This window comes from Glacieibacterium frigidum (genome assembly GCF_007097155.1).
GTDB classification, from domain to species: domain Bacteria; phylum Pseudomonadota; class Alphaproteobacteria; order Sphingomonadales; family Sphingomonadaceae; genus Glacieibacterium; species Glacieibacterium frigidum.
Window position 1 is genome coordinate 827,902 of the sequence record NZ_VJWA01000002.1, and the last position, 25,137, is coordinate 853,038.

The following is a 25,137-nucleotide window of genomic DNA, read 5'->3' on the forward strand; positions in this document are numbered from 1 at the left end:
ATCCGATTCGCCGATTATCGTCGAGCGGACACCCGTGGGCGACGGTCAGTTCCCGCCGGGCCGCCGCCGGATGACGATGCCGCCGCCCGCGCCTTCGACGACATAGGTGTCGGTGGCGCCCGGCTGCTGGTCGACGATCAGCACGGTCGACAGCGGCTGGTCGGTGATGTCGATCGGGCGCGGCGGGGTATAATCCTCCAGCCGCAGCGCCTCGGACGGGGTCGCGCCGCTGCCGCCCCCGCCGCAGGTCGTCGCGCCGATCGCGCAGCCGTTGAAGATCGCGGTGCCGCCGTTGCCGCTGCCGAGCTCGCCCGCGAACGCCACCGTCGGGCCGGAGCGCAAATTGCCCGCGCTGTCGACCAGGCTGCCCGACAGGTCGATCGCGCGCGCGTTGCCCAGGGATACGATCGGCTGGCTCGCGCCGGTGCCGTTAAAGAACAGGCCGACGTAGTTGCCTTGGCTGCTCGCGGTATTCTGCGAGACGATCTTGCCTGCGGCATCGACGGTGAAGCGGTTGGCGACCGCGAACAGCCGGTCGTCGCGCGGGCCGGCAACGGCGGGGACACCGCCCGCCACGTCGATGTCGGCGGCCGGCGTCGCGCGCACCGCGGCGCGGAAATCGGCGAGACCGAAGATCACGTCGTTGACCGCGTAGAACGCCAGCTCGCCGACCGCGACGACCTTGCCGAAGCAGTTCACGTCGAGCTCCGCGAAGCCGAAGCTGCCCGAGACAAAGACCGAGTCGGGACGGAAGCGGCCGAGCGGGTTGGCGTCGCCGATCTGGATGAAGCCGCCGTTGACGCTGGGCAGGACGCGGCCCTGGACGTCGACGGCATGGCTGCGGTCGGCGAACAGCGCGAGGCGCGGCAGGTCGGCGGGGTTGTAGCCGAAGTCGCGCACGATCAGGTCGCCCCCCGCGCCCTGGCCGTCGCCCTGGCCGGTGGTCAGCGCGGCGTAGAAGCTCGCGGTGCCGGCGATGCGCAGGCGCGCGATATCGGCGGCGGCGAGCACGAAGCCGCTGTCGCCCTCCGCCCCGCCGAGAACCATGCGGCCCGGCGTCTCGACCTGCAGCGCCGACGCGACGAGGCTGCGGCGCACGTCGAGGTCGCCGCCGACGATCCGCAGGGCCCCCGTCGTCGACGCCCCCAGGCTGACGCGCCCGGTGGCGATCAGCGTCGCAGCGCCGCGCCCGGTGAAGGTGTCGAGCGCGATGCCGCCGTTGGTCGCCTGTGCGAAGGTCACGCCGCCGACATCGAGGGTGCCGACATCGATCGAGCGGCCGATCAGCGTCGCGTCCCCTCCGGCGCGGACGACGGCGGCGGTGATCGCCTCGTCGGGGTCGAGGCTGAGGTTGCGGCCCGCCTCGAACCGGTCGCCGGCGATGCGGGTCGTCGCGACGACGGTCAGGTCGCGCGTCGCGACCGCGGTGCCGCCCTGCACGATCGGTGCAGTCAGGATCAGGTCGCGCGCCGCGGTGAGCTGCGCGAAGCTGAGCGTCGTGCCCGCAGTGAGGCGCAGATCGCGGGTCGCGACGAGGCCGGCGGTCGCGGCGAACGCCCCGCCCGTGGTGACCGCGATGTCGCGGCCCGACAGCTGCAGCGCCCCGCCGACGCTGGCGCCGGTGACGGTCACGTCGCGGCTCGCGCTCGCCTGCGCGATGCTGACGGCGCCAGTGCCGGTGACGCCGATATCGTTTGCGGCGCTCAGCTGCGCGGCGGTGATCGCGCCGCCCGCCAGCACGACGTTCGAGCCATCCCCCTCGCTGTCGGCCGCGAGGCCCGTCGCGCGGACCTGCCCGAGCGACTGGCTGCCGCCGGTCAGGCGCACGTCGTCACCTGCGGTCGCGGACGTCAGCGACAGCGCGTCGGTCGCAGTCGCGGTCAGGTCGGTGCCCGCCGTGGCGGTGGTGCCGGCGATGCTCGTCGCGGTGAGGGTCAGCGCCCCACCTGCGGTCGCGGTGCCGAAGCTGAGCGGCCCCGCCGCGCTGATCGTCAGGTTGCGCACCGCGCCCAGCGTGCCGCCGGTGAAGCCGCTCGCGGTGGCGGTCAGCGAGACGTCGCGCCCCGCCGAGACACCCGCCGGGCTAAGGCTCGCCGCGCTCAGGACCGCGTCGCGGCCCGCGCTGATCGCATTGCCCTCGCCGGTGACACCGAGCGCGCCGCTGGCGGTGATCCGCACGTCGCCCGGGGCGCTTGCCGAGACGAGCGTCACGTCGCGCCCGCCGATGATGACATTGGAGCCGTCCGCCTCGCTGTCGGTGCCGAGGCCGGTCGCGACGACGCCGCCGAGCGCGACATCCTGCACGGCCGACAGGCGCACGTCGTCGCCGGCCTGCGTGTTGCCCAGCACGATGCCGCCGCTGCGCGCGGTCGCGGTGACGTCGCCACCGGCGCGCGCGGTGCCGCCGTTGAGGCTCGCGCCGGTCAGCACAAGGTCGCGCGCCGCGGTCAGCGTGCCGAAGGTCAGCGCCCCCGCCGCGTCGGCGATCAGGTCGCGCGCCGCGCTGACGTCGCCCGCCGCGATGCCGCCCTCGGTCGCGGTGAAGATCAGGTCGCGCCCTGCCGACACGCCGCCTGGCGACACGGTCGCGCCGGTCAGGATCGCGTCGCGCCCGGCCACCACGGCGTTCGCCGCAGAGGCGATGGTCAGGGCTCCGCTCGCGACGACGCGCACGTCGGTCGGCGCGGTCGCGGCGGTCAGGCTGACGGCGCGCCCGCCGATGACGATGTTCGACCCGTCGCCCTCGCTATCGAGGCCTTCGCCCGTCGCGGCGACGCCGCCCAGCGTCACGTCCTGCGCCGCGGTGACGCGGACGTCGTCCCCGGCGCGCGTGTCGGCGAGCACGATGCCGCCGCTGCGTGCCGTGGCGGTGACGTCGCCGCCGGCGGTCGCGCCGCTGCCGTCGAGGCTCGCGCCGGTCAGGATCAAGTCGCGCGCCGCGGTCAGCCCGCCGAAGCGCAGTGCGCCGCTGGCGTCGGCGATCAGGTCGCGCGCCGAAGTCAGGTCGCCCGCGACGATGTCGCCCGCGGTCGCGGTCAGCGACAGGTCGCGCCCCGCCGAGATGCCGCTGGGCGCCAGGCTGGCGGCGACGAGCACGACATCGCGGCCCGCGACGACACCCGTGCCAGTCCCGGTGACCGACAGCGCACCGGTCGCGGTCAGGCGGATGTCGGTCGGCGCGCTCGCCGAGGTCAGGGTGATGCCGCGCGCCGCGACGGCGATGTTCGACCCGTCGCCCTCGGTGTCGGTCCCCGCGCCGCTCGCGACCACGGCGCCTAGCGTCGCGTCCTGCGCAGCGGTGACGCGCACGTCGTCGCCCGCGCGCGTGTCGGCGAGCACGGCATTGCCACTGCGCGCCGTGACCGTGACGTCGCGCCCGGCGGTCGCCGCGTCGCCGTCGAGGCTGGCGCCAGTCAGCACGAGGTCGCGCGTCGCGGTCAGCGAGCCGAAGCCCAGCGTGCCGGTCGCATCGGCGATCAGATCGCGCGCCGCGGACAGGTCGCCCGCCGCGATGTCGCCCGCAGTCGCGGTCAGCACAAGATCGCGCCCGGCCGAGATGCTGCCCGGCGCGAGGCTCGCGGCGGTCAGCAGCACGTCGCGCCCCGCCGAGATGCCGCCGCCCGTCGTCAGCGCGCCGGCCGAAGTCAGCACCACGTCGGTCGTCGCGAACACCGCGTCGACGACGATCGAGCCCGCGTCGATGACGACATTGCCGCCGTCGCCCTCGCTGTCGGCGCCGCCGCCCGCGGTGATCGACTGGCCGGTGACCGCGCCGCTGCCGACGGCGATCCGCACGTCGTCGCCCGCCGTCAATATGGCGTCGCCCTGCCGGTCGGGTCCGCGCAGGGTCAGGCCGGTGCCGATGACGCCGATATCGCGCGTCGCCTCACCGCCCAGCGTGACCGCGCCGCCAGTGGCGAACAGGTCGCGGCCCGCGACGGCATAGGCGTCGATGATCGCGCCGGTCAGGCGCACGTCGTTGCCGGCGGTCGCCCGCGTCAGCGCGAGCGCACCGCTGCGCGCCGTGGCGTTGAGGTCGCCGCCCGCGACGACGACGCCGCCTGCGACCGACGCGCCCGCGAGGCTCAGGTCGCGCGCCGCGTTGAGATTGCCGAAGGTCAGTGCGCCCGCCGCATCGAGGGTCAGGTCGCGCGCCGCGCTAAGGTCGCCCGCCGCGATGCCGCTGGCGGTCGCGGTCAGCGACAGGTCGCGGCCCGCCGAGATGCCGCCCGGGCTGAGGCTCGGGGCGACGAGGATCGCGTCGCGGCCCGCGGCGATGGCGATGCCCTCGCCGGTGACGGTCAGCGCGCCGGTCGCGGTGATGCGCACGTCGTCGGTGGCGGTCGCGGAGACCAGGGTGACGGCACGGCCGTCGAGAATGACGTTGCGACCGTCGCCCTCGCTGTCGGTCGCGTTGCCCGTCGCGCCGGCGCTGCCCAGCGTCAGGTCGAGAAGCGCGGAAATCCGCACGTCGTCGCCCGCCGACACATTGCCCAGCGTCGCATTGCCCGTCCGCGCGGTCGCGGTCAGGTCGCCCCCGGCGCTGGCGTCGCCGGTCGCGAGCGAGGCACCGGCGAGGCGCAGATCGCCGCCGGCGCCGAGCGCGCCCGTGCCGAGCGCGCCGCCGGCATTCGCATCGAGCAGAGCGCCCGCGGTCAGATTGCCGAGTGCGATCGCGCCGCTCGCGGTGATCCGCATGTCGCGCGCCGCACGGAGCGACGCGCCGCCCGTGATGTCGCCCGCGGTCGCGGTCAGCGTCACGTCGCGCGTCGGGATCAAGCCATAGCCATAGCCGTAACCATAGCCGTAGCCCGGATTGGTGTAGCCGCTAAGCGACCCCAGCGCGACGCGTGCGCCGCTGAGCAGGAAGTCCTGCCCGACCGCGGCGTCGCCGACCTGCGCGAGGCCCAGCGCGGCAAGCACCGTCAGGTCGCGGCGCACCGCGGCGCTGCCGACCACTGCATCGCCGCCGATGGCAGTGACGCGCACGTCCTGCCGCGCCGCGACCTGGCCGAGGTTGGCGCTCGCCCCGGAAATGACGATGTCGCGCGTCGCGTCGAGGCCCGTCGCGGCCACGGCGCCGGTCGCCGAGCCGGCGATGTCGCGCCCGGCCGTCAGCGTGCCGCGCGCGTCGATGCCGCCCGCCGTCGCGGTCAGGCGGATGTCGCGGTCGGCGTTCAGCGGACCGGTCAGCACCGACGCGCCGCTGACGACGATGTCGCCGCCCGCATCCGCGAAATAGACGTTGCCACCGCCGACCGGGCTGCCGTCCGACCCGATGCCGAGCGCCACCACGCCGCTGCCCGTGGCGAGGATGTCGTTCGCCGCGACCGCAATCTCGAGCGTCACCGCGCCGCCGGTCGCGACGATGTCCGACCCGTCACCCTCGCTGTCGGAGGCCAGGCCCGTCGAGCGCGCCTCCTCGACGTCGATGGTCGCGCCCGCCAGGCGCACGTCGTCGCCGGCGCGTACCAGCCCGGCGCGCAGCGTCCCCGTGCGCGCGTCGAGCGTCGCGTCGCCGCCCGCGGTCGCGCTGCCGCCGTCGATACCGGCGCCCGACAGCACCAGATTGCCGCCCGCGTCGGCACTGGCGAAGCTGAGCGGTCCCGCGGCGTCGACGGTCAGGTTGCGCACCGCCGTCAGCGTGCCCGCGCTGAAGCCGCTGGCGGTTGCGATAAGCGACAGGTCGCGCCCGGCGTCGAGCGTACCCAGCACCAGCGTGGCGCCGCTGACCGCGATATCGCGCGCCGCACGCGCGCCGCCGTCGCCGCCGCCGACCGTCGCGGTGCCGGTCGCCGTGACGATCAGGTCGGTAAAGGCGCTGCTGCGGTCGACGCGCACGTCACCGCCGGTCGCGACGATGCTGCTGCCGTCGGTCTCGGTATCGGCGGCGGCGCCCGTCGTCGTGGCGTTGCCGATGGCGACTGTCGCGCCGGCAAAGCGCAGGTCGTCGCCCGCCGTGGCGGTGCCGACATTGACCGCGCCGCTGCGCGCGATGACCGACGCGTCGCGTCCGGCGCCGAGGTCGGCGATCGTCACCGCGGCAGCGATGACCGTCAGGTCGCGGACCGCGCTGAGCGCCCCCGCAGTCAGACCTGCGGCTGCATCGAGGCGCAAGTCGCGCCCGGCGCTGATCGCCGAGTTGAGCCCCACGGTCTCGCCGATCCCGCCTGCGGTGGCGGTCAGCGACAGGTCGCGCGCCGCGACGAGGTTGCCGAACTCCAGCGTCGCGCCGTTCAGGATGATATCCTGCCCTGCCGTCGCGCCGCCCTGCGCGGCACCAACGCTCGCGAGGCCCGTAGCCGTGACGGCCAGGTCGGTCGCCGCGCTCGCGCCGTCGATGCGGACCGCGCCGCCGGTCGCGACGATGTTGCTGCCGTCGCCCTCGGTATCGGCGCCCGCGCCGGTCGAGGTCGCCTTAACGATGCGCACGTCGGGGCCCGCGAGGCGCAGATCGCCGCCCGCGGTCGCGGTGCCGATCTGCAGCACCCCCGTCCGCGCCGTCGCGGTCAGGTCGCGCCCCGCCGACACGGTGCCGAGGTCGAGGCTAGCGCCTGTCACGATGAAGTCGCGCACCGAGCTTGCCGACACCATCGCAGCGGTGCCGCCCGCGTCGATCAGCGCGTCGCGCCCGGCGCTCTGGCTGGCGGTCGCGGTCAGGTTGCCGCTGGTGTTGAGGCGCAGGTCATGCGTCGCGGTCATTCGGCCGGTCGTCAGCGCGCCGGCATCGACGATGATATCGCGTGCATCGACGCCGCCGTCGTTCTGCGCCAGCGTCGCCGCGCCGCTGGTGTTGATCCGCACGTCGGTCGCTGCGCTCAGCACGTCGGCGTTCAGGCTCGCGGCCGTGACCACCAGGTTCGATCCGTCGCCCTCGCTGTCGGTGCCGCCGAGTGCGCGCGCCGTCGCGACCGTCACCGCGCCGCCGCCCAGCCGAACGTCGTCGCGCGCCGTCACGGTGCCCAGCGTCAACAGCCCGCTGGCGCGAATGTCGAGGTCGCGGTCAGCCGCCAGCGTGTCCGCGAAGGCGAAGTCGCCCGCGGTCGCGAGAATCGTAATGTCGCGTGTCGGGATCAGCTGGCCATAGCCGTAGCCATAGCCGTCGAGATAGCCGCTCAAGCCGCCAAGCTGGGCCCGGAGCCCGCTGAGGAGCAGGTCACGCCCGACCGTCGCAAAACCGATCCGCGCCAGGCCGTTCGCCGCCAAGACGCGCAGGTCGCGGCGCACCGCGGCACTGCTGACCAGTGCGTCGCCGGTCCGCGCGGTGACGATCGTATCGCGGCGTGTCCCGATGTAGGAGATCGCGACGCTGTCGCCGGTGACCACCGCGTCGGTCGGCGCGTCGAGGGTCGCGAGCGTGACCGCGCCGCCGGTGACGCGGATATTCTGCCCGTCGCTCTCGCTATCGGCGCCGGCGACTCCCTCTCCCGTCAAGCCCGCGACGAGCGATCCGAGGACGGTGACCGGGCCGCCCGCCGTCAGCACTATGTCGTCGCCGGCGCGTGCCGAGCTGAGCGCGATGCCGCCGCTCGCGGTGACGGTTACGTCGCCGTCCGAATCGAGCGAACCGCCGTTGACGTCGCCGCTGCGTGCCGTGACGCCGAGCAGCTGTGCGCCGCTGACATTCGAATTGAGCTGCACGCTCGCGCCCGCCAGCGTGACGACCGGTGCGGATACCCCGCCGCGCAGGCGCAGTGCGCCGCCGGCATCGACCGCGACCGTGCCGCCGCTGCTCGTCACGCCGCCGGTATCGATCGCTCCGGTGGCATTGAGCACGACCCCGGTCGCGCCCGCGAAGGCTGTCGAGGACGACGGCACGGTGCGCGTGATCGCACCCGCGTCGACGCGGATCGCCGCCGCGGTCACCGTGCCGGTGCCCGTGGTCAGCGTGCCCGTCAGCGTCGCGTCGAAGCGGTCGGGCGCGGTCGCGCCAGTCAGCGTCGCGCTGCCGCCCGCGAGGACGATCCGCCGCCCATCGCCTTCGGTATCGTCCTTCGCGGTCGAGACAATGATCTCGCCGACGTCGATCGACGGCCCGGTCAGCCGCACGTCGTCGCCCGCCGCGAGCACCGCCGACGCGGTTAGCGCGCCCGTCCGTGCCGTGATGCCCAGGTCGCGGCCAGCGCTCGCGCCCGCCACCGTGACACTGCCGCCGTCAAGGACGATGTCGCGCACGGCGGTCGTCGTGCCGCTCAGCGCCAGCGCGCCGCTGACCGTGATGCGCAGATCGTTCGCCGCCGCCAGCGTGCCGCCATAGCTGAAGCCGCCCGCGGTCGCCGCGATCGTGATGTCGAACGTCGGCACCGGCGTGCCATACCCATAGCCGTAGCCTGCCGGTACGAAGGCCCCGACGCTGCCGAGCGCCACCGTCGCGCCGCTGAGCAGCAGTTTGCCGCCGACGTTCGCGGTACCGATCGACGCCAGCCCCATCGCCGCCAGCACGGTCAGGTCGCGTGGGGTACGCGCCGTGCCGACGACCGCATTGCCGGTGCGCGCCGTGACGCGCGCGTCGCGCCCGGGCAGGATCTGGTTCACGCTGACGCTCGCGCCTGTCAGCACGACGTCGCGCCCGGCGCTGACTGGGCCGAGGTCGAGCGCGCCAGCCGCATCGACGATCACGTCCTGACCCGCGTTTAAGGGCACCAGGCGGGTGAAGCCGGCGCCGGTCGTCGTCAGGTTGAGATCGCGCCCGGCGTCAAGGGCGCCTTCGAGCGCGATCGACGCGGCGCTCAGCACGATGTCGCCATCTGCCAGGATGCCGGACCGTTGGCAGAAGCTGCAGACCGACTGCGAGATCGTCAGCGCGCCGGTCGCGGTGGCCCGCACATCGCCGTTATTAGCGTCGAGATCCGCCGCCGTGATGGTGCCGCCCGTCAGCACGATGCTGCCGGCGCCACCTTCCCCCTGACCCGAATAGGCGCGGCCGAGCCGGATGTCGGCGCCACTGACCCGGATATCGCGCCCGGCGTCCAGTTCGTCGGCGTCGACGGAAGTCGCTGCGGTTAACCGCAGGTCGCGCTCGGCGCGTGCCAAGCCCAGGATGATGCCGCCGGTCGAGGTCAGGATCAGGTCGCGGTCGGCGTCGACGTCCTCGTCGCTGAGGTCGAGCGAACCGGTGGTCGACGACAGGCTGGCGTCGCGCCCGGCGTCGATCGGGGCGTCGAGGCGGAAGCTGGCGCCCGACAGCAGCACGTCGCGCCCGGCGCGCACGATGCCGGGGTCGCATTCGCCCTCGCAGTTGGCATCGCCGATGCCGATCCGGCCCGTCGCCGTGGCACGCACGTCGGTGTCGGCAATCAGACGGATCGCGTCGATCGTCGTGCCGGCCAGCACGATGTTCCGGCCGTCGCCCTCGCTGTCGGGACCCGGCGTGCCCTCGCCGCTGCCGGCATAGAGACCGTCGATGACGATCGTCGGTGCGGTCACGCGGAAATCGTCGCCGGCCTCTGCCAGGGTCTGGATATCGACGCTGCTCGTCGCGGTCAGCGTCGCGTCGCGACCGGCGCGAAAGCTGGTGCCCGGGCGGATCAGGATGTTCGCGGCGGTGACCGTCAGATCGAGATCGGCGAGAATCTGCCCGGGTTCGCCGCGACCGAATTGACCGAGGCCGAAAGTCGCGTCGCCCGTCGCCGTGACGCGGATCGACCCACCTGCATCGAGCCCGAACGCATCGACGTCGCCGACCGCATCGAGGACGATGTCGCGCCCAGCGTCGAGGCTGGACAGGAAGATGTCGCCGCCGGTGGTCCGCACTGTGACGTCGCGCGGGCCGCCGGCGTCCTGATAGCCGCCGAGGAAGCCCAGGCTGGCGGTGACGCCGCTGAGCAACAGGTCCTGGCCGACGCCGATTTCGCCGAAGCCGGCTTCGCCCCCGGGTGCCGTGATGGTGAGGTCTCGCCCGACCCCGCCCGACGACACATAGGCGTCGCCGGCGCGCGCGGTGATGCCGGCATCGAGCCCGGCTTCGATGAAGCCGACGTAGAGGCCCTCCGCACCCGTCGCGACGACGTTCCGGCCCGCGACGAGATTGTCGACACGGGCGTCGCCGAGCAGGTCGATGAACGCGTCCCGGTCGGCCTCGACCCGCACGTCGGTCGCGTCGATGACCCGCCCGGTGCCGAGCCCGAGAAACGCGTCGAGGCCCGGAGCCGACACGCCTTCGCCCTGAAACAGCGTCAGCGCGCGAAGGTCGACGCGGCGGCCGTTGAAATCACTATCGAAGTCCAGGTCGCCGAAGATCCGGAAGCCGTAACCATAGCCGTAGCCATAGCCCGTATTGATCAGATTCCCGTCGCTGTCGGGGCCGTAGAACCCCTCGCCCTCGTCGCCGTTCTGGGTGTCGCCGGTCGCGACCCGCGCACCGTTCAGCCGCGCGGTGCCGCCAAAGGCGCGGACGATGACGTCGTCGCCGGCCCGTACCGTGCCGACCGTCGCATCGCCGTTGGCGATGACGATCACGTCGCTCGCTGCGTCGGCGCTGGTCAGCGTCGCGGTCGTGCCGCCGCGCACCGCGATCTGGCCGTTGTCGCGACTGTCGAAGCTGGTCGTTGCGCTGCCGATCGTGACGCTCGCGCTGGACGTCGCGACGATCGCACCCTTCGCGGTGACCGACCCGATGTTGAGCGCGCCCTCGGTCGCGAATTCGGTGAAGTCGAGGTTCGACGAGCCCGTGCCGTTGGCGATCGCCTCGGTCAGCGTCACCGCGCCGCTCGACACGACACGGATCAGTCCGGTGCTTTCGAGCCGCGCTTCAGTGCCGCCGGTCAGCGCGTTGGTCGTGCCCTCGCCCGTGAAGCCGAGACGAACATCGCCGAAGTCGCCCGTCGTGCGCATCAGCAGGCGGCGGCCGTCGTTCGCGGCGTCCAGCCCGAGCGGATCGCTCGCCGCGTCGGGGCCCGTACCCGCCAGCAGGACGCTGTTCAGCGAGACGTCGCCGTTCCATGCCACCGCCAGCACGTCGTCGCCCGCCGACACGATGTCGAAGCCGACGAAGCCGCCCTGCGGCCCGTACGGCTGGCCATAGCCATAGCCATAGCCGTAGCCCGCCGTGCTACCGAGCGCGTCGCCGGCGCGCAGCACGATGTCCTGCCCTGCCGTCAGCGAGAAGCCGTGCACGGTCGTGCCGGTCATCCGGATCGACCCCGTCGTCGCACGGATGTTGCCGAACGCGAACACGTCACCGGTTGCCTGCGCGGTGATCGACCTGTCCGCAATGAAGTCGCCGCGCGCGTCGATCGACTGACGGTAATAGCCGTCGGTGAACACGGGCGCCGCAGCACGGTTGGCGATGCCGCCGCCCGAGGTCAGGACGATCGACCCACCCTCGACGCCCGCGCTCGTCGCGATCAGCGACGCGTCGACGCTGAGCACCGCGCTGACCGTCGCGACCTTGCCGACGCTGGCGAGGTAGATATTGCCCGCTTGGGTGGTGCCCAGGATCGACAGCGGCACGCTGCTGTCCGACCCTGCGCTGAGCCCCGGCACCTCGAAATCGAGCAGGTCGAGGTCGTTGCCCGCCTCGCGCACGAAGCGCACCGTGAAGCGCTCGGCCGCACCGTACAGCACCGAGGTATTGCCACCGCCGCCAACGGTCGACCCCGAACCGGTCCGGACACTCGGCGCGATGAACGCCAGGCTGCCGCCGTTGCCGGTGATCCGCGCGCCCTCGCCGACGGTGACCTGGCCCGCGCCATTGGCGAAGTCGAACGACAACGTCGTGGTGTCGAGGAAACCGCCCTGCGTCGACAACAGGTTCGTCGGGATCGCGGTCGAGGCGACCAGCCCGCCGACATCGACCTGCGCATTGGCCCCGAAGAACACGCCGGTCGACGACAACAGCCAGACGTTGCCGCCGAACTGCTGCCCGACATAACTGCGCAGCACGCCATCAACCGACAGCGCCTCCTGCCCGACATTGTGAATGACGCCGATGTCGCTGCGCGCATCGAAGCGCAAATTGACCGTCTCGCCCTGCCCGACGGTGAAGCCGTTGTACTGCAGCACCGTGCGCGCCGCGTTGAAGTCGATGTCGAGCGTGCTGGCGTTGGGGTTGGTAATGACCGGCGCGGTACCGCCCGGATTGACCGCGACGTTGACCGGGCTGCCCGGCAGGGTGAAGCCCGGCCCCGCGGCGAGCAACGCGACACTGCCGAGTGCGGTGCGGGCGAGCAGGCGATGGCGGCTGGCCATGAGCGGCTCCCTAGTCGAACGCAACGGTGAGATTGACGAGCACGCGCCCCGGCGGACGCTGCGCTTGCGCGCCGCGGTCGAGCGGCTTGGCATAGGCGAGATCGAGCAGCATGCGGTTGGCGAAGCGGATCTGCGCCCCGCCGCCGACCGAGGTCAGCGTGCCCTCGAAGCCGGCGTTATTCTTGTTCGACACGTGCGCGACGTCGAAGAAGGCATAGGGGCTGATCGCCGCCTTGCTGCCCAGCGCGAGCGGCGCGATACGCGCCTCGAACGCCCCCGCGATGCCGCTGTCGCCCGATGCCGAAGCGGGATCATAGCCGCGGCCGATGGTCAGCGTGCCGATCGGCAGTTCCTCGTACGCCAGCAGCGGATCGCTCGCGAGCTGCGCCTCGGCGCGTGCGAACAGGCTGAAGCGCTGGCCCAGCGGCAGCAGCGCGCGGCCCGAGGCGCGCACCACGAACGCCTCAGGATCACCGTCCTGCCGCGACAGCAGGAACGAGCCCTTGTCGCTCGCACCCAGGAAGCCGAAGCCCTTGCGCAGCGTCACCTCGCCGCCGAACACCGCCTGATTGACCCCGATGAACGGCCGCACCTCGTAATCGGCACGGACATAGCCGATGCGCAGGTCGTCCTCGGTAAAGCGAGCGCCGCCGCGCACCGCACCCTTCTGGCTGATCGCCTCGATGCCGCCGCCCAAGGTCAGTGTCTCGCGGCGCAGGCGGATCAGCGGATAGCTGAGCTCGAGGCTGCCGACCGTCGAGATCGAGCGGATGTTGAGCGGCGCCACGACGTCGCCGGGCCGCGTCTCGCCGTAGGCGATCGAGCCGCGCAGCAGCAGCCCGTCGCCGCCAATGCGTAACTCCTCGATCAGCTGGCCGACGAACTGCTCGTTGTCGGGGATCGTGCGGTAGAACACGAAGGTCGTGCGCTCGCCCGCCTCGGTCAGGCTGTTGAAGTCGACGCGCGCCAGCGCGCCGAAGCGCCCGACGGTGCGGCTGTTGTAGTTCTGCGTGTTGAACGTGACGGTGACGGGGTTGCGGGTGACGTTGATCTCGATATCGACCGCACCGCGCCCGCCGGCCTTCGCCGGCCGGACGATGGTTCGGATGCGCAGGCCCGGCAGGTCCGACGCGAGCAGCAGGTAACGCTGCGCGATGGCCAGATTGAACGGCTTCATGCCGCGCAGCTTCGACGCGTAATCGTCGATCCGCGCCTTGACCGGCCCCGCCGCGCCCGTGACACGGACGCTCGTCACCTGCGCCTCGATGACCTCGAAGGTCACGACACCGCCGTCGATGCGCTGCTCGGGGATTTCGACGCGCGCCAGGATGCCCGACTTAAACAGCAGCTCGGCGATGCGGTCGCGGACCTGGCACAGACTCGACAGCGGCACCGTCTTGCCGACGATGCCCGCCCACGCCGGGCTGAGCGTCTCGGGCGGCACGCCGGTCAGGTGCGAGAACTTCCCGCCCTTGAAATCGATCGTCAGCGTCGACGAGGCGAGCGGGCACGGGCCGGGCGCGGGCAGCGAGAACAGGTCGGGCTGCTGCGTCACCTGCGGCGTGCGCTGCGCGGGATTGAGCTCGTCGCGCGTCGGCAGGCCGGTCGCGTTCTGCGCGAACGCACCGCTGGCGCAGGTGACGAGGCCTGCTGCAGTCAAGAGATGCGCGACGAACCGCGCCATGCCGGAACCCCCCAAGCAACCGCCAGACCTGCGGGGGACGGTCGTTGCCGGGCTCTGGCCTGGGGCGCCCGTGCCCCGACCGTCAGCGCCTTTTTCCCCTGTAGCGGCGTTGAGCCTAGCGGCATTGCCGACCCGAAACAAGGCCGCAGGCTTGCCGGGGCCCTGCCGCCGCCCTATCGCCGCCGCGGTGAGCGTTTCCGCCCCCCTCGCCGTCGTCCTGCTGTCGGGCGGACTCGACTCGACGACCGTCGCGGCGATCGCCCGCGAGCGCGGCTTTCGCATCCTCGCGCTGACCATCGACTATAACCAGCGCCACCGCATCGAGCTCGATGCCGCCGCCCGCGTCGCCGCCGTCTATGCCGAGCGGCACATCGTGCTGCCGCTCGACCTGTCGGGCTTCGGCGGGTCGGCGCTGACCGACGCGATCGACGTGCCCAAGAGCGGCGTCGCGCCGGGCATCCCGGTGACGTACGTGCCGGCGCGCAACACGATCTTCCTGTCGGTGGCGCTCGGCTGGGCGGAGGCGGCGGGCGCGCGCGACCTTTTCATCGGCGTCAACGCGCTCGACTATTCGGGCTATCCCGACTGCCGGCCGGAATTCGTGCAGGCATTCGAGACGATGGCCAACCTCGCCACCAAGGCGGGGGTCGAGGGCGACCGCTTCGCCGTGAACACCCCGCTGGCGGCGATGACCAAGGCCGACATCGTCCGCGAGGGCGCGCGGCTGGGGGTCGATTTCGGGCTGACGTGGAGCTGCTACGATCCGGTCGACGGCCGCCCGTGCGGGTCGTGCGACTCGTGCCGCCTCCGCGCCAAGGGGTTCGCCGAAGCCGGGGTGCCGGACCCGGCGCTGTGACCTACACCGTCAAGGAACTCTACGTCACGCTGCAGGGCGAAGGCGCGCAGACGGGCCGTCGCGCGGTCTTCCTGCGCTTCGCCGGGTGCAATTTGTGGACGGGCCGCGAGGCCGACCGCCACCGTGCGGTGTGCACCTTCTGCGATACGGATTTCGTCGGCACCGACGGGCCAGGCGGCGGCAAGTTCGACTGCGCCGGGCTGGTGGCTGCGGTTGAAGCGGCGTGGGGGCCGGGGCCCGACCACCGCCTCGTCATCTGCACCGGCGGCGAGCCGCTGTTGCAGCTCGATCGCGCACTGATCGACGCGCTTCACGCGTGCGGCTTCGCGGTCGGCGTCGAGACCAACGGCACGCAGGCAGCGCCGCCGGGCCTCGACTGGGTCTGCGTCAGCCCGAAGGCCGCCGCCCCGCTGGCGCTGACGACGGGCGACGAACTGAAGCTGGTCTACCCCCAGCCCCTCGCGATGCCCGAACGCTTCGAGGGGCTCGCGTTCGAGCATTTCTTCCTGCAGCCGATGGACGGCCCGGCGCGTGAGGCGAACACTCAGGCCGCGATCGCCTATTGTCTGGACAACCCGCGCTGGCGACTGTCGCTGCAGACGCACAAGCTGACGGGCCTGCCTTAAGGCTCCGCGCTACCGCTCGCGACGCGCCACAGGTGCAGGCCGAACTTTGCGCCCGCGTCGATCCACACGGTAACGGGCGTCCATCCTCCGGCGCGGGCCAGCAGGCGCGCCTCGTCGAGGGTCCATTTGTGGCTGTTCTCGGTGTGGATCGTCTCACCCGCGACCAGCGTGAAGCGCTGGCCCAGCACGTCGAACGCAACGTCGCGCACCGCCTCGAGGTGCATCTCGATCCGCCCCGCGTCGCCGTTCCAGCGCGCGCGGTGACGGAAGGCCGAGACGTCGATCGTGCCGCCGAGCTCGCGGTTGATGCGCGCCAGCAGGTTGAGATTGAACGCCGCGGTGACGCCCTGCGCGTCGTCGTACGCCGCCTCCAGCACGCGCCGGTCCTTGCGCAGGTCAAGGCCGATGACCAGCCACGCATCGCTGCCCAGGGTCGCCGCGAAGGCGCGCAGCAGATCGACCGCCGCGGCAGGTGCGGCGTTGCCGAGCGTCGAGCCGGGGAAGAAGCCGAGCTTGGGCATGCCCTCGACCTGAGCCGGCAGGCGCAGCGCCTGGGTGAAGTCGCCTGCCAGCGGGTGCACCGCGAGGCCCGGAAACGCCGCGCCCAAAGTAGCCGCCGACTCGGCCATGAAGGCCGCCGAGATGTCGATCGGGACATAGGCCGAGGGCGCGACGGCGCGCAGCAGCAGCGGCGTCTTGACCGACGAGCCCGAGCCGAACTCGACCACCGCGCGGCCCTCCCCGACGGTCGCGCCGATCTCGCCGGCGTGTGCGGTCAGCAGTCCGATCTCGGTCCTCGTCGGGTAATATTCGGGCAGGTCGGTGATCGCCTCGAACAACGCCGAGCCCTTGGCATCGTAGAAATAGCGCGCCGGGATCGTCTTCGGCGTCGCGGCCAACCCGGTCAGCACCGCAGTGCCGAAATCGCCGGGCATGTCGTCCTGCGGGCGGCTCGCCATAGTCAGAGATCCTTTGCGAGACGCACGCCGCTGAACTGCCAGCGGTGGTGAGGGTAGAAGAAGTTGCGTGTCGTCACGCGCGACGAGCCGCGGGGGGTGGCGCACGACGCGCCGCGCAGCACCATTTGTCCGGACATGAACTTTCCGTTGTACTCGCCGACTGCGCCGGCAGCGGGGCGGAAGCCGGGGTAGGGCAGGAAGGCGCTCGCGGTCCACGCCCAGACGTCGCCGAACAGCCCCGTGCCGCCGACGGGAGCGACCGGGCCGGGAGTGTCGAGCTGGTTGCCGGCCCAGGCGTCGCTGCCCTGCGCCGCGACTTCCCACTCGTGCTCGGTCGGCAGGCGCGCACCCGCCCAGGTCGCGAAGGCATCGGCCTCGTAGAAGCTGACGTGCGCGACCGGCGCGTTCGCGTCGCGCGGCTGCAGCCCGGCGAGCGTCATCGCGTCATCGCCGCGCCAGTGCAGCGGGGCCGCGATGCCCTCGCGTTGCACCCATGCCCAGCCATCGGACAGCCACAGCGCCGGGGTCGAATAGCCGCCGTCGGCGACGAACGCCGCCCAGTCGCCATTCGTCACCGCCGCCCGCGCCAGCGCGTACGGGCGGAGCAGCACGTCGTGCGCCGGCCCCTCGCAGTCGAAGGCGAAGCCCGCGCCGTCGTGGCCGACCCGGAAAATGCCGCCGTCATGGTGCGTCCACCCTGCCTCTGGCTGTACGGCGGCGCGCAGCGGTCCCGGGTAGGCGGCAGGACCCAGCGGGTTCTGCGCGAACAGGTGCAGCAGGTCGGTCAGCAACAGTTCCTGATGCTGCTGCTCGTGATTGATCCCGAGCTCGACGAGGTCGCGCGCCGGCCCGTCGAGGCGGCCCCAGGCAGCATCGACCGCGCCGTCGATATGCGCGCGCCAGTCGACGATCTCACGCAGCGACGGCCGCGTCAGCAGCCCGCGCGACCCGCGTGCGACGCGAGGGCCAACGCTCTCGTAATAGGAATTGAACAGGAACCCGAAGCGATCGTCGAACGGCCGGTGGCCGAGCGGCGCGAGAACGAAAGTCTCCAGGAACCAGGTGGTGTGCGCGAGGTGCCACTTGGCGGGCGACGCGTCGGGCATCGATTGGGCGCTCGCATCTGCGTCGGACAAAGGCCGTGCCAGCGCCACCGACAGGGCACGCACAGCCACGAACCGGTCGCGCAGCGTATCGTCGTCGAGCCGCGCCATCGAGGCCATGCGTGTCGTCCTCCCTTAGCGGCTCGCCCCCGGCACCCACAGCACGTCGCGCCCGTCATTCTCGGCGCGCGCCAGTACGAACAGGTGGTCCGACAATCGATTAAGGTACGCAATGGCTTCGGGGTTGATCGGTTCCGCCACCGCCGCCTCGACCGCCAGCCGTTCGGCGCGGCGCACGACGGTGCGCGCGAGGTGCAGCCACGCGCTCGCCGGCGATCCGCCGGGCAGGATGAAGGAATTGAGCGGGTCCAGCGTCGCGTTCATCGCGTCGATCTCGGCCTCCAGCCGCGCCGTCTGCGATGCGACGGCGCGCAGGGCACCCTCGACGCGGTCGGGCGTCGCGAGGTCGGCTCCGACATCGAACAGCTCGTTCTGGATGCGCGCCAGCATCGCGTCCGCCTCGCCCGCGGTGTGCAGCCGCGCCAGCCCGATCACGCCATTGGCCTCGTCGACCGTGCCATAGGCGGCGACCCGTGCCGCGGTCTTCGACACGCGCGAGCCGTCCGCCAGGCCGGTTTTGCCGTCGTCGCCGGTGCGCGTGTAGATGCGGTTGAGCTTGACCATCAGGGCTGCTGCCGCGCGATCAGCAGTAGGATGACGACGATGACGATCGCCGCCGCCTGGAAGGCGACGCGGTAGCTCATCAGCTTGTTCGACTGGACGCCGGTGATGTCCTTGCCGCGCGCCATTGTGATGATGCCGCGCACCAGCATGGTCGCGGTCAGGATGACCGCGATGACGAGCAGGACGATGAGGGCGGTGTTCATTCGACGGTTCGCAAATCTGCGGCGGGTGACCAGCGATATGGCCCCGCCGCACCGATCTGCAAAGCCTTCAGATGCCGGGTGCCGGTGTCGCAGCCCGGCGCAGCGCGGTCCCGACGAGGCCGAACCCGACGATCAGCAGCGCCCAGGTCGCCGGTTCCGGCACCTGCGTCACGAAAACCTGTGGCAGGACGACACTGAAGGTCGTGGCGGGCAGCCCCCCGACCTGGCCGGCAGTTTGCGGATTGCCCTGGGTCAGGGTGAAGCTGAAGAAATAGTTTCCCGTGGCGAAAAATGTGCCGAGGTCGGGCAGGTCGGCGCTGGTCACCAGTCCGGGCAGCACGGGATTGGTCGTCGTCTGCACCTTCCCGAATCCGAGGCTGCGGACGATGACATCGCTTGCCAATCCGCTCGCGGCATAGCCGAGGATCGGTCCGGGTCCGAAGCGCAGGCCGTCACTGATATTCACCTGGTCGGTCCGCAGAGTCGGGAGCGAGGGGCGCACCAGGCTGCTGTCGTTGATGACCAGGATCGCACCGAGGCTGGCGGCGGTCTGCGACAGGACGACCATGCCACTGGAAGTCGACACCGCGACGACGCCGTTGCGGACGTTCCCTGCATAGAGCCGTGCCGCGCCGGTCCCGCCGAAGGGTGGGAGGTCGACCCCGGTGCCGGGGTCGAGATCGACACGCCACGAACCGAACACGGCGTTGCCATTGGCGAACGGCAGGCCGGCGATCTGATTGGGCAGTGGCGGCGGACCGACCAGCTGGCCGAACGCGGTGATGACGTACGATGCCGCCGTCGCGGGTGTAGCAGCCAGCAAGAGCAATGCACCGAAAGCAGCAGCACGGATCATGGGATCGCCCCAGAATTATAGTTACGACCCCGTTCTCTAACCGGGTCCGGCAAGGGCGGCAACAACTCGCGGATATCTGCCGGTGTCGCACCGCCCGCGCGCAGCGAGGCGAGGCTCGCCGCCCCGTCGCGCTTCGCTAGCCGTCGTCCGTCGGGGCCGAGGATCAGCACGTGGTGGCGATAGACGGGCTCGGGCAAGCCGAGCAGCGCCTGGAGCAGCCGCTGGACGTGCGTCGCTTCGAACAGGTCGCGCCCGCGCACCACGTCGGTCACCCCCTGCGCGGCGTCGTCGATGACCACCGCGATATGATAGCTGACCCCCAGCTCCTTGCGCCCGACGACGATGTCGCCGCCCTTCAGCGGATCGGCGGCGATCAGGCCGGCCTCGTGATCGCGCCACGTCAACGGCCCCGTCACCGCCAGCGCCGCGGCGACGTCGAGCCGCCACGCGAACGCCTCGCTCGCCATGCGCTCCGCGCGCTCGCCGGCGGACAAATGGCGGCAAGTGCCCGGATAGATGATCCCCTCGGACCCGTGCGGCGCGCGCGCAGCAGCAGCGATATCAGAGCGCGTGCAGAAGCACGGGTATTCGAGGCCCATTGCCCGAAGCCGGTCGAGTGCCGCGGCATAGACCGGCAGCCGCTCCGACTGGCGCAGTACCGGCCCGTCCCAGTCGATGCCGAGCCAGCGCAGGTCCTCGATCTCGCCTGCCTCGTGCTCGGGGCGGCAGCGCGTGCGGTCGATGTCCTCGATACGCAGCCTGTACTGGCCGCCCCTTGCCCGCGCCAGCTTCCAGCCGGTCAGCGCCGAGAAGGCGTGCCCCAGGTGCAGCCGCCCCGACGGCGACGGTGCGAAGCGGGTGACGAAGCCGTCCACAGGATTATTTCGCGCCTACGAATCAAAATGCAGTGACTGTCATTCCATCGACACACGAACTGTTGTAAAGCCCCGCCAACGGACGGTCGCGAGAGTTTCGCGGCCTTGGGTGCGACAGGGCCTGACCTCACGCGGCTGCTCCATGACCAGGGAGCGGCACCGCGCATGTATCATCCCGATCTTCTTGCCCCCGACGAGTTCCTGCCGCCGCGCGCGACCTCGCCGCAGAGCTGCCCGGCGCTGGTGCTCAATGCCGATTACACGCCGCTCAGCTATTACCCGCTGAGCCTGTGGTCGTGGCAGACGGCGATCAAGGCGGCGTTCCTCGAGCGCGTCGACATCGTCGCCGAGTATGACCGGGAGATCCGCTCGCCCAGCTTCGCGATGAAGCTGCCGTCGGTGATTGCGCTGCGCCAGTACGTCCGCCCCGCCAGCCACCCGGCGTTCACGCGCTTCAACCTGTTCCTGCGCGACCGCTTCCAGTGCCAGTATTGCGGTCACGGCCACGAGCTGACCTTCGATCACGTCGTGCCCCGCGCCTATGGTGGCCGTACGACGTGGGAGAACGTCACCACGGCGTGCGCGCCGTGCAACCTGCGCAAGGGCGGCCGCACCCCGGCGGAGGCGCACATGGGGCTGCGCACGCGGCCCTATCAGCCGAACACGCACCAGCTGCAGGAGCACGGCCGCGCCTTCCCGCCGCATTACCTGCACGCGACGTGGCGCGATTATCTCTATTGGGACAGCGAGCTTGAGGCCTAGTCGAACAGCGAGCTGACCGAGCTTTCCTCGCTCGTCCGCCGCATCGCCTCGGCGAACAGCGGCGCGATGGTCATGATGCGGATGCGGCTGGCGTTGCGGACGGCCTCCAGCGGCGCGATCGTGTCGGTGATCACCAGCTCCGTCAGCGCCGAGCTTTCGACCCGCGCCACTGCCCCCCCCGACAGCACGCCGTGGGTGACATAGGCCGTCACCGCGGTCGCGCCAGCTTCGGCCAGTGCAGCGGCGGCGTTGCAGAGTGTGCCCGCCGAATCGACGATATCGTCGACCAGCACGCAGGTACGGCCGCGAACGTCGCCGATGATGTTCATCACCTCGGACTCGCCGGGCTTTTCCCGCCGCTTGTCGACGATCGCCAGCGGGGCGTTGCCCAGCCGCTTCGCCAGCGCACGGGCGCGGACCACGCCGCCGACGTCGGGCGACACGACGGTGATCGCCGCTTCCTTGCCCAGCCGCGCCTCGATATCGGCGCTCATCACCGTCGCGGCGAACAGATTGTCGGTTGGAATGTCGAAGAAGCCTTGGATCTGACCGGCGTGGAGATCGACCGACAGCACGCGGTGCGCGCCCGCGACGGTGATCAGATTGGCGACGAGCTTGGCCGAGATCGGCGTCCGCGACCCCGATTTGCGGTCCTGCCGGGCGTAGCCGAAATAGGGGATGACCGCGGTGATGCGCCTTGCCGACGCCCGGCGCAGCGCGTCGATGCAGATCAGCAGTTCCATCAGATTGTCGTTGGCGGGCGCACTCGTCGGCTGGACGACGAAGACATCCTCGCCGCGCACGTTCTCGTGGATCTCGACGAAGATCTCCTCGTCGGCGAAGCGGCGGACGCTGGCCTTGGTCAGTTCGAGATCGAGATAGGCGGCGATCGCACCCGCCAGCTCCGGGTTGCTGTTGCCGGACAATATTTTCATGGTGACGCCCTGCCCCTCCGGCTCGTGGGGCGGTTGATAGACGCGCCTGCCGCAAGCGGCAACCACTGCGCCTTCCGGACATCACTTGTAAGGCAGGGTTTACAAATCGGTGCACGAAGAACGAGCCGGTCCATGGTGCGCGGACCTGGCACGTTAATTGCTTGGCAACTTAGATGTGAGGACTTCGGCTCTGCGGGACTCGCGACGATTGCTATGGAGTTGATTTGATGAAGCGTTTCCTGATTGCCGCCGCCGCGCTAGCCTTTACCGCCCCTGCCGCTGCCGTCACCTTCGACGCCTTCGCCAGCTTCAACGGCACCAACGGCAACGGCGGCTTCAGCTATGGCGGCACCGATTTCACGACGCTCACGGCGTTCAGCGACGGCACCGGCTGCATGGGCCTGATCGCGAACACGATCTGCCTGAATGCGCCCGGCAACCCGGCGCTGCCCGGCGTCTTCAAGAGCACCAACGGCGCGTTCCAGTCGGGCACGGTGATCGTTCCCGCCGACCGCCTGATCTTGCACCCGGGCTCGAGCGCCGACCTGTCGAACTCGGTGTATATCGCCTTCACCGCGCCGACCTCGGGCGACTTCGTCTTCACGTCGCAGTTCACGTCGCAGGACACCAATCCGTCGGGCGTCAGCATCTTCGCGTTCGTCGCGAGCGGCACGTCGGTGATCTTCACCAACCTCAGCGGCATGCTGCCCGGCGCGGCGGTCAACGATACGATCAGCGCGTCGCTGCTGGCGGGTGAATCGTTCGGTTACATCATCTCGAACAACGGCTCGTTCAACAACGATTCGACCGGCGTTCTCGCCAGCGTGTCGGGTCCGGTGCCCGAGCCCGCGACCTGGGGCCTGATGATCGCCGGCTTCGCGATGGTTGGCTATGCCGCCCGCCGCCGCCGCGTCGCGCTGACCGCCTAAATCTCTTTTTCGTCACGCCTGAAGGGCGCGTCCGGGGGGCCGGGCGCGCCCTTTGCATGTCCGCCACTTCCGGCCCCTCGCGCTGCCTGCTAGGGGGAAACATGCAGCAGCCGGTCCGCATTGCACCGTCGATTTTGAGTGCCGATTTCGCGCGCCTGGGCGAGGAGGTTTGTACCCTCGAAGCCGCGGGCGCCGATTGGATCCACGTCGATGTCATGGACGGGCATTTCGTCCCCAACCTGACGATCGGCCCGGCGGTGGTAAAGGCGCTGCGCCCGCACACGACGCTACCCTTCGACGTCCACCTGATGATCTCGCCGGTCGACGGCTTCCTCGACGCCTTCGCCGACGCCGGCGCGACGACGCTGACCGTCCACCCCGAGGCCGGGCCGCACCTCCACCGCAGCATCCAGCGCATCAAGGCGCTCGGCAAGCGCGCCGGCGTGTCGCTGAATCCTGCAACGCCCGCCAAGATGCTCGACTATGTCATCGACGAAGTCGACCTGGTGCTGGTGATGAGCGTCAACCCGGGCTTCGGCGGGCAGAAGTTCATTGCCAGCCAGCTGAAGAAGATCGCCGCGATCCGCCGCATGATCGACGCGACGGGGCGCACCATTGACCTGCAGGTCGACGGCGGCATCGACGCGGTTACGGCGCCCCAGGCGATCGCTGCAGGGGCGGACGTGCTGGTGGCGGGCACTGCGACCTTCGCCGGCGGGAACTACGCTGCCAACATCGCGGGCTTACGCGGCGCGTGAGCGGCGACGAGGAGACCCCCGACCTCGGCGCGGCGAACCAGCGCCTGTTGCGCGTCGACGGCGACAAGGGCCTGTCGCTGACCGAGAAGCTCGCCGCCCGGCTGCACCACCTGAGCTACCGGACGCCGCTCCACCGTTTCCGCCTGCGCGGCCGCTATCCGCTGCGCCTGATGGGCGTGCCCGCCGACCCGATCCCCGGCGACGCTGCGGTCGGCGAGCGTATCCTTGCCGGACGGCTGATCCACGCCGGGCACAACGCGCCGGTCACCGCTCGCTTCGACGATCCCGCCGCCCCCCCCGAGTGGCGCGACTGGGCGCACGGCTTCGCCTGGCTGCGCGACCTCGCCGCCGCCGCACCGCGCGCGGCGGGGGCGCGCGTCGCCGAGCCGATCGTCGCGCGCTGGCTAGGCTGGCACGCCGAGTTCGACGCGCTGAGCTGGCGGCCCGACCTGCTCGGCCTGCGCCTGATGTACTGGTCGGCGTACGCGCCCTACATCCTGTCGTCTGGCGACCTCGTCTACCGATCCGCGGTACTCAACGCGATGGCGCGCTGGGCGCGGCACCTCGACCGTGCGGTCGGCAAGCTGCCCGACGGGTTGCCGCGGGTCGCGGCACTCGGCGGGCTGGTCACCGCGGCGCTGCTGATCCCGGGCGGCGACGCGCGTCAGCAGCGGGGCGAGGCGGCGCTGGGCGATGCCCTCGACGCGGTGCTGCTGCCCGACGGCGGCATCGTCACGCGCGCCCCGCTCGACCAGCTCGAACTCCTCGAACTCCTGCTCCTTCTGGAGAGCGTCTACCGCGCGCGCGACCTCGCGCTGCCTGCCGCGCTGGGACTCGCGGTCGCACGCCTGCTGCCCGCGCTGCGGGGCGTGACGATGGGCGACGGGATGCCGGGCGCGTGGCACGGCAGCGGCGGCATCGCCGCGGCGCGGGTCGCGCACGCGGTCGAGTGCGCCGGCGGGTCGACCGTCCGCCCGGCGCGGCACGGCGCCGACTCGGGATATCAGAGGCTGAACGGCGGCAAGACGGTCGTCGTCGCGGATGCGGGGCCGCCGCCGGTGGCGCGGGTCGCGTCGCATGCCCATGCCGGGACGCTGGCGTTCGAGATGTCCGACGGCGCGCAGCCGATCGTCGTCAACTGCGGCGGCGCACGCGGCCTGCCCCGCCCGCTGTCCCCCGAGCTCGCCGCCGGCCTGCGCACCACCGCGGCGCATTCGACGCTGGTCCTCGACGACACCAATTCCACCCGCATCCGCCCCGACGGCGCGCTGGGCCGCGGGGTCGAGGAGGTCGTTGCCAACCGGCAGGAGAGCGAGGAGGGCAGCTGGCTCGACCTGTCGCACGACGGCTATGCGCGGCGCTTCGGCATGCGCCACCGCCGGAGGCTGTTCCTGTCGGCCGACGGCACCGACCTGCGCGGCGAGGATGCGCTCGAGCTCGTCGGCGGCCGGCTGGGCCGCGCCAAGAAGGGCCGCATCGACGTGCGCTTCCACCTCGCCAGCGGTGTCGAGGCATCCCCGACGGTCGACGGGCTGGGCGCGCTGCTGCGCCTGCCCGACGGCCGCGTCTGGCAGTTCCGCACCCGCGGCGGCACGCTGAGCGTCGAACCCAGCCTCCAGATCGCCCCCGACGGCCGCCCGCGCGCGACGCAGCAGCTCGTCGTCACCGCCCCCGCCGACACCGCGCTCGCGTGGTCGATGAAGCGCGCGGGCAAGTAG

At 71.5% G+C, this 25,137-nt stretch carries 15 protein-coding genes; 6 read left to right on the forward strand and 9 right to left on the reverse strand.

Annotated features, from left to right (window positions below):
* Window positions 1–45: 45 nt before the first annotated feature.
* Window positions 46–12,189, reverse strand: coding sequence for a two-partner secretion domain-containing protein (locus FMM06_RS13490; RefSeq protein WP_185965182.1), 12,144 nt, complete (start codon window positions 12,187–12,189; stop codon window positions 46–48).
* A 10-nt stretch (window positions 12,190–12,199) separates the two neighbouring features.
* Window positions 12,200–13,873: a ShlB/FhaC/HecB family hemolysin secretion/activation protein gene (locus FMM06_RS13495; RefSeq protein ID WP_185965183.1), complete on the reverse strand. Its 1,674-nt coding sequence runs from the start codon at window positions 13,871–13,873 to the stop codon at window positions 12,200–12,202.
* Window positions 13,874–14,060: 187 nt separating this feature from the next.
* Here FMM06_RS13495 and queC point away from each other — a divergent pair, with 187 nt between their 5' ends.
* Together queC and queE are read left to right on the forward strand one after the other, a co-directional pair.
* The gene (queC, locus tag FMM06_RS13500; RefSeq protein ID WP_235889313.1) at window positions 14,061–14,729 is read left to right on the forward strand and encodes a 7-cyano-7-deazaguanine synthase QueC; all 669 of its coding nucleotides are present in this window, start codon (window positions 14,061–14,063) and stop codon (window positions 14,727–14,729) included.
* Window positions 14,726–15,355: a 7-carboxy-7-deazaguanine synthase gene (gene queE, locus FMM06_RS13505; protein ID WP_144237904.1), complete on the forward strand. Its 630-nt coding sequence runs from the start codon at window positions 14,726–14,728 to the stop codon at window positions 15,353–15,355. The genes queC and queE overlap by 4 nt, the downstream gene beginning before the upstream one ends.
* Here queE and egtD read toward each other — a convergent pair.
* From egtD to gluQRS, 6 genes are all read right to left on the reverse strand, one after another.
* Window positions 15,352–16,314: an L-histidine N(alpha)-methyltransferase gene (gene egtD, locus FMM06_RS13510; RefSeq protein ID WP_144237905.1), complete on the reverse strand. Its 963-nt coding sequence runs from the start codon at window positions 16,312–16,314 to the stop codon at window positions 15,352–15,354. The two genes, queE and egtD, sit on opposite strands and share 4 nt — an antisense overlap.
* 2 nt (window positions 16,315–16,316) lie before the next feature.
* Entirely contained in the window at window positions 16,317–17,537 is a 1,221-nt protein-coding gene (egtB, locus tag FMM06_RS13515; protein WP_144237906.1) for an ergothioneine biosynthesis protein EgtB, read from the reverse strand.
* Window positions 17,538–17,552: 15 nt separating this feature from the next.
* Complete coding sequence (locus FMM06_RS13520) at window positions 17,553–18,101, reverse strand: cob(I)yrinic acid a,c-diamide adenosyltransferase (RefSeq protein WP_144237907.1); 549 nt, start codon at window positions 18,099–18,101, stop codon at window positions 17,553–17,555.
* Window positions 18,101–18,304 (reverse strand): twin transmembrane helix small protein, encoded by a 204-nt coding sequence (locus FMM06_RS13525; protein ID WP_144237908.1) that lies wholly within the window; start codon window positions 18,302–18,304, stop codon window positions 18,101–18,103. The genes FMM06_RS13520 and FMM06_RS13525 overlap by 1 nt, the downstream gene beginning before the upstream one ends.
* A 67-nt stretch (window positions 18,305–18,371) precedes the next feature.
* Window positions 18,372–19,160 carry a PEPxxWA-CTERM sorting domain-containing protein gene (locus tag FMM06_RS13530; RefSeq protein WP_144237909.1) on the reverse strand — a complete coding sequence of 263 codons (789 nt, stop codon included), beginning with the start codon at window positions 19,158–19,160 and terminating at the stop codon, window positions 18,372–18,374.
* Window positions 19,157–20,035, reverse strand: coding sequence for a tRNA glutamyl-Q(34) synthetase GluQRS (gluQRS, locus tag FMM06_RS13535; RefSeq protein WP_144237910.1), 879 nt, complete (start codon window positions 20,033–20,035; stop codon window positions 19,157–19,159). Before gluQRS ends, FMM06_RS13530 begins: the two co-directional genes overlap by 4 nt.
* Window positions 20,036–20,200: 165 nt before the next feature.
* Between gluQRS and FMM06_RS13540 the strand changes: the two genes are divergently transcribed.
* Window positions 20,201–20,797: an HNH endonuclease gene (locus FMM06_RS13540; protein ID WP_144237911.1), complete on the forward strand. Its 597-nt coding sequence runs from the start codon at window positions 20,201–20,203 to the stop codon at window positions 20,795–20,797.
* Here FMM06_RS13540 and FMM06_RS13545 read toward each other — a convergent pair.
* Window positions 20,794–21,732, reverse strand: coding sequence for a ribose-phosphate pyrophosphokinase (locus FMM06_RS13545; RefSeq protein WP_144237912.1), 939 nt, complete (start codon window positions 21,730–21,732; stop codon window positions 20,794–20,796). The two genes, FMM06_RS13540 and FMM06_RS13545, sit on opposite strands and share 4 nt — an antisense overlap.
* 227 nt (window positions 21,733–21,959) lie before the next feature.
* On the opposite strand from FMM06_RS13545, the gene FMM06_RS13550 reads away from it, so the two are divergent.
* From FMM06_RS13550 to FMM06_RS13560, 3 genes are all read left to right on the forward strand, one after another.
* Window positions 21,960–22,661, forward strand: coding sequence for a PEPxxWA-CTERM sorting domain-containing protein (locus FMM06_RS13550; protein ID WP_144237913.1), 702 nt, complete (start codon window positions 21,960–21,962; stop codon window positions 22,659–22,661).
* A gap of 101 nt (window positions 22,662–22,762) precedes the next feature.
* Complete coding sequence (gene rpe, locus FMM06_RS13555) at window positions 22,763–23,419, forward strand: ribulose-phosphate 3-epimerase (RefSeq protein WP_144237914.1); 657 nt, start codon at window positions 22,763–22,765, stop codon at window positions 23,417–23,419.
* Window positions 23,416–25,137, forward strand: a complete 1,722-nt coding sequence (locus tag FMM06_RS13560) for a heparinase II/III family protein (protein ID WP_144237915.1) — start codon at window positions 23,416–23,418, stop codon at window positions 25,135–25,137. Before rpe ends, FMM06_RS13560 begins: the two co-directional genes overlap by 4 nt.

Bases quoted from the DNA above. Each gene is read 5' to 3' on its own strand.
- FMM06_RS13490 (WP_185965182.1), bottom strand. From the start codon at position 12,189: ATGGCCAGCCGCCATCGCCTGCTCGCCCGCACCGCACTCGGCAGTGTC.
- FMM06_RS13495 (WP_185965183.1), bottom strand. From the start codon at position 13,873: ATGGCGCGGTTCGTCGCGCATCTCTTGACTGCAGCAGGCCTCGTCACC.
- egtD (WP_144237905.1), bottom strand. From the start codon at position 16,314: ATGGCGAGCCGCCCGCAGGACGACATGCCCGGCGATTTCGGCACTGCG.
- egtB (WP_144237906.1), bottom strand. From the start codon at position 17,537: ATGGCCTCGATGGCGCGGCTCGACGACGATACGCTGCGCGACCGGTTC.
- FMM06_RS13520 (WP_144237907.1), bottom strand. From the start codon at position 18,101: ATGGTCAAGCTCAACCGCATCTACACGCGCACCGGCGACGACGGCAAA.
- FMM06_RS13525 (WP_144237908.1), bottom strand. From the start codon at position 18,304: ATGAACACCGCCCTCATCGTCCTGCTCGTCATCGCGGTCATCCTGACC.
- FMM06_RS13530 (WP_144237909.1), bottom strand. From the start codon at position 19,160: ATGATCCGTGCTGCTGCTTTCGGTGCATTGCTCTTGCTGGCTGCTACA.
- FMM06_RS13540 (WP_144237911.1), top strand. From the start codon at position 20,201: ATGTATCATCCCGATCTTCTTGCCCCCGACGAGTTCCTGCCGCCGCGC.
- FMM06_RS13545 (WP_144237912.1), bottom strand. From the start codon at position 21,732: ATGAAAATATTGTCCGGCAACAGCAACCCGGAGCTGGCGGGTGCGATC.
- FMM06_RS13550 (WP_144237913.1), top strand. From the start codon at position 21,960: ATGAAGCGTTTCCTGATTGCCGCCGCCGCGCTAGCCTTTACCGCCCCT.
- rpe (WP_144237914.1), top strand. From the start codon at position 22,763: ATGCAGCAGCCGGTCCGCATTGCACCGTCGATTTTGAGTGCCGATTTC.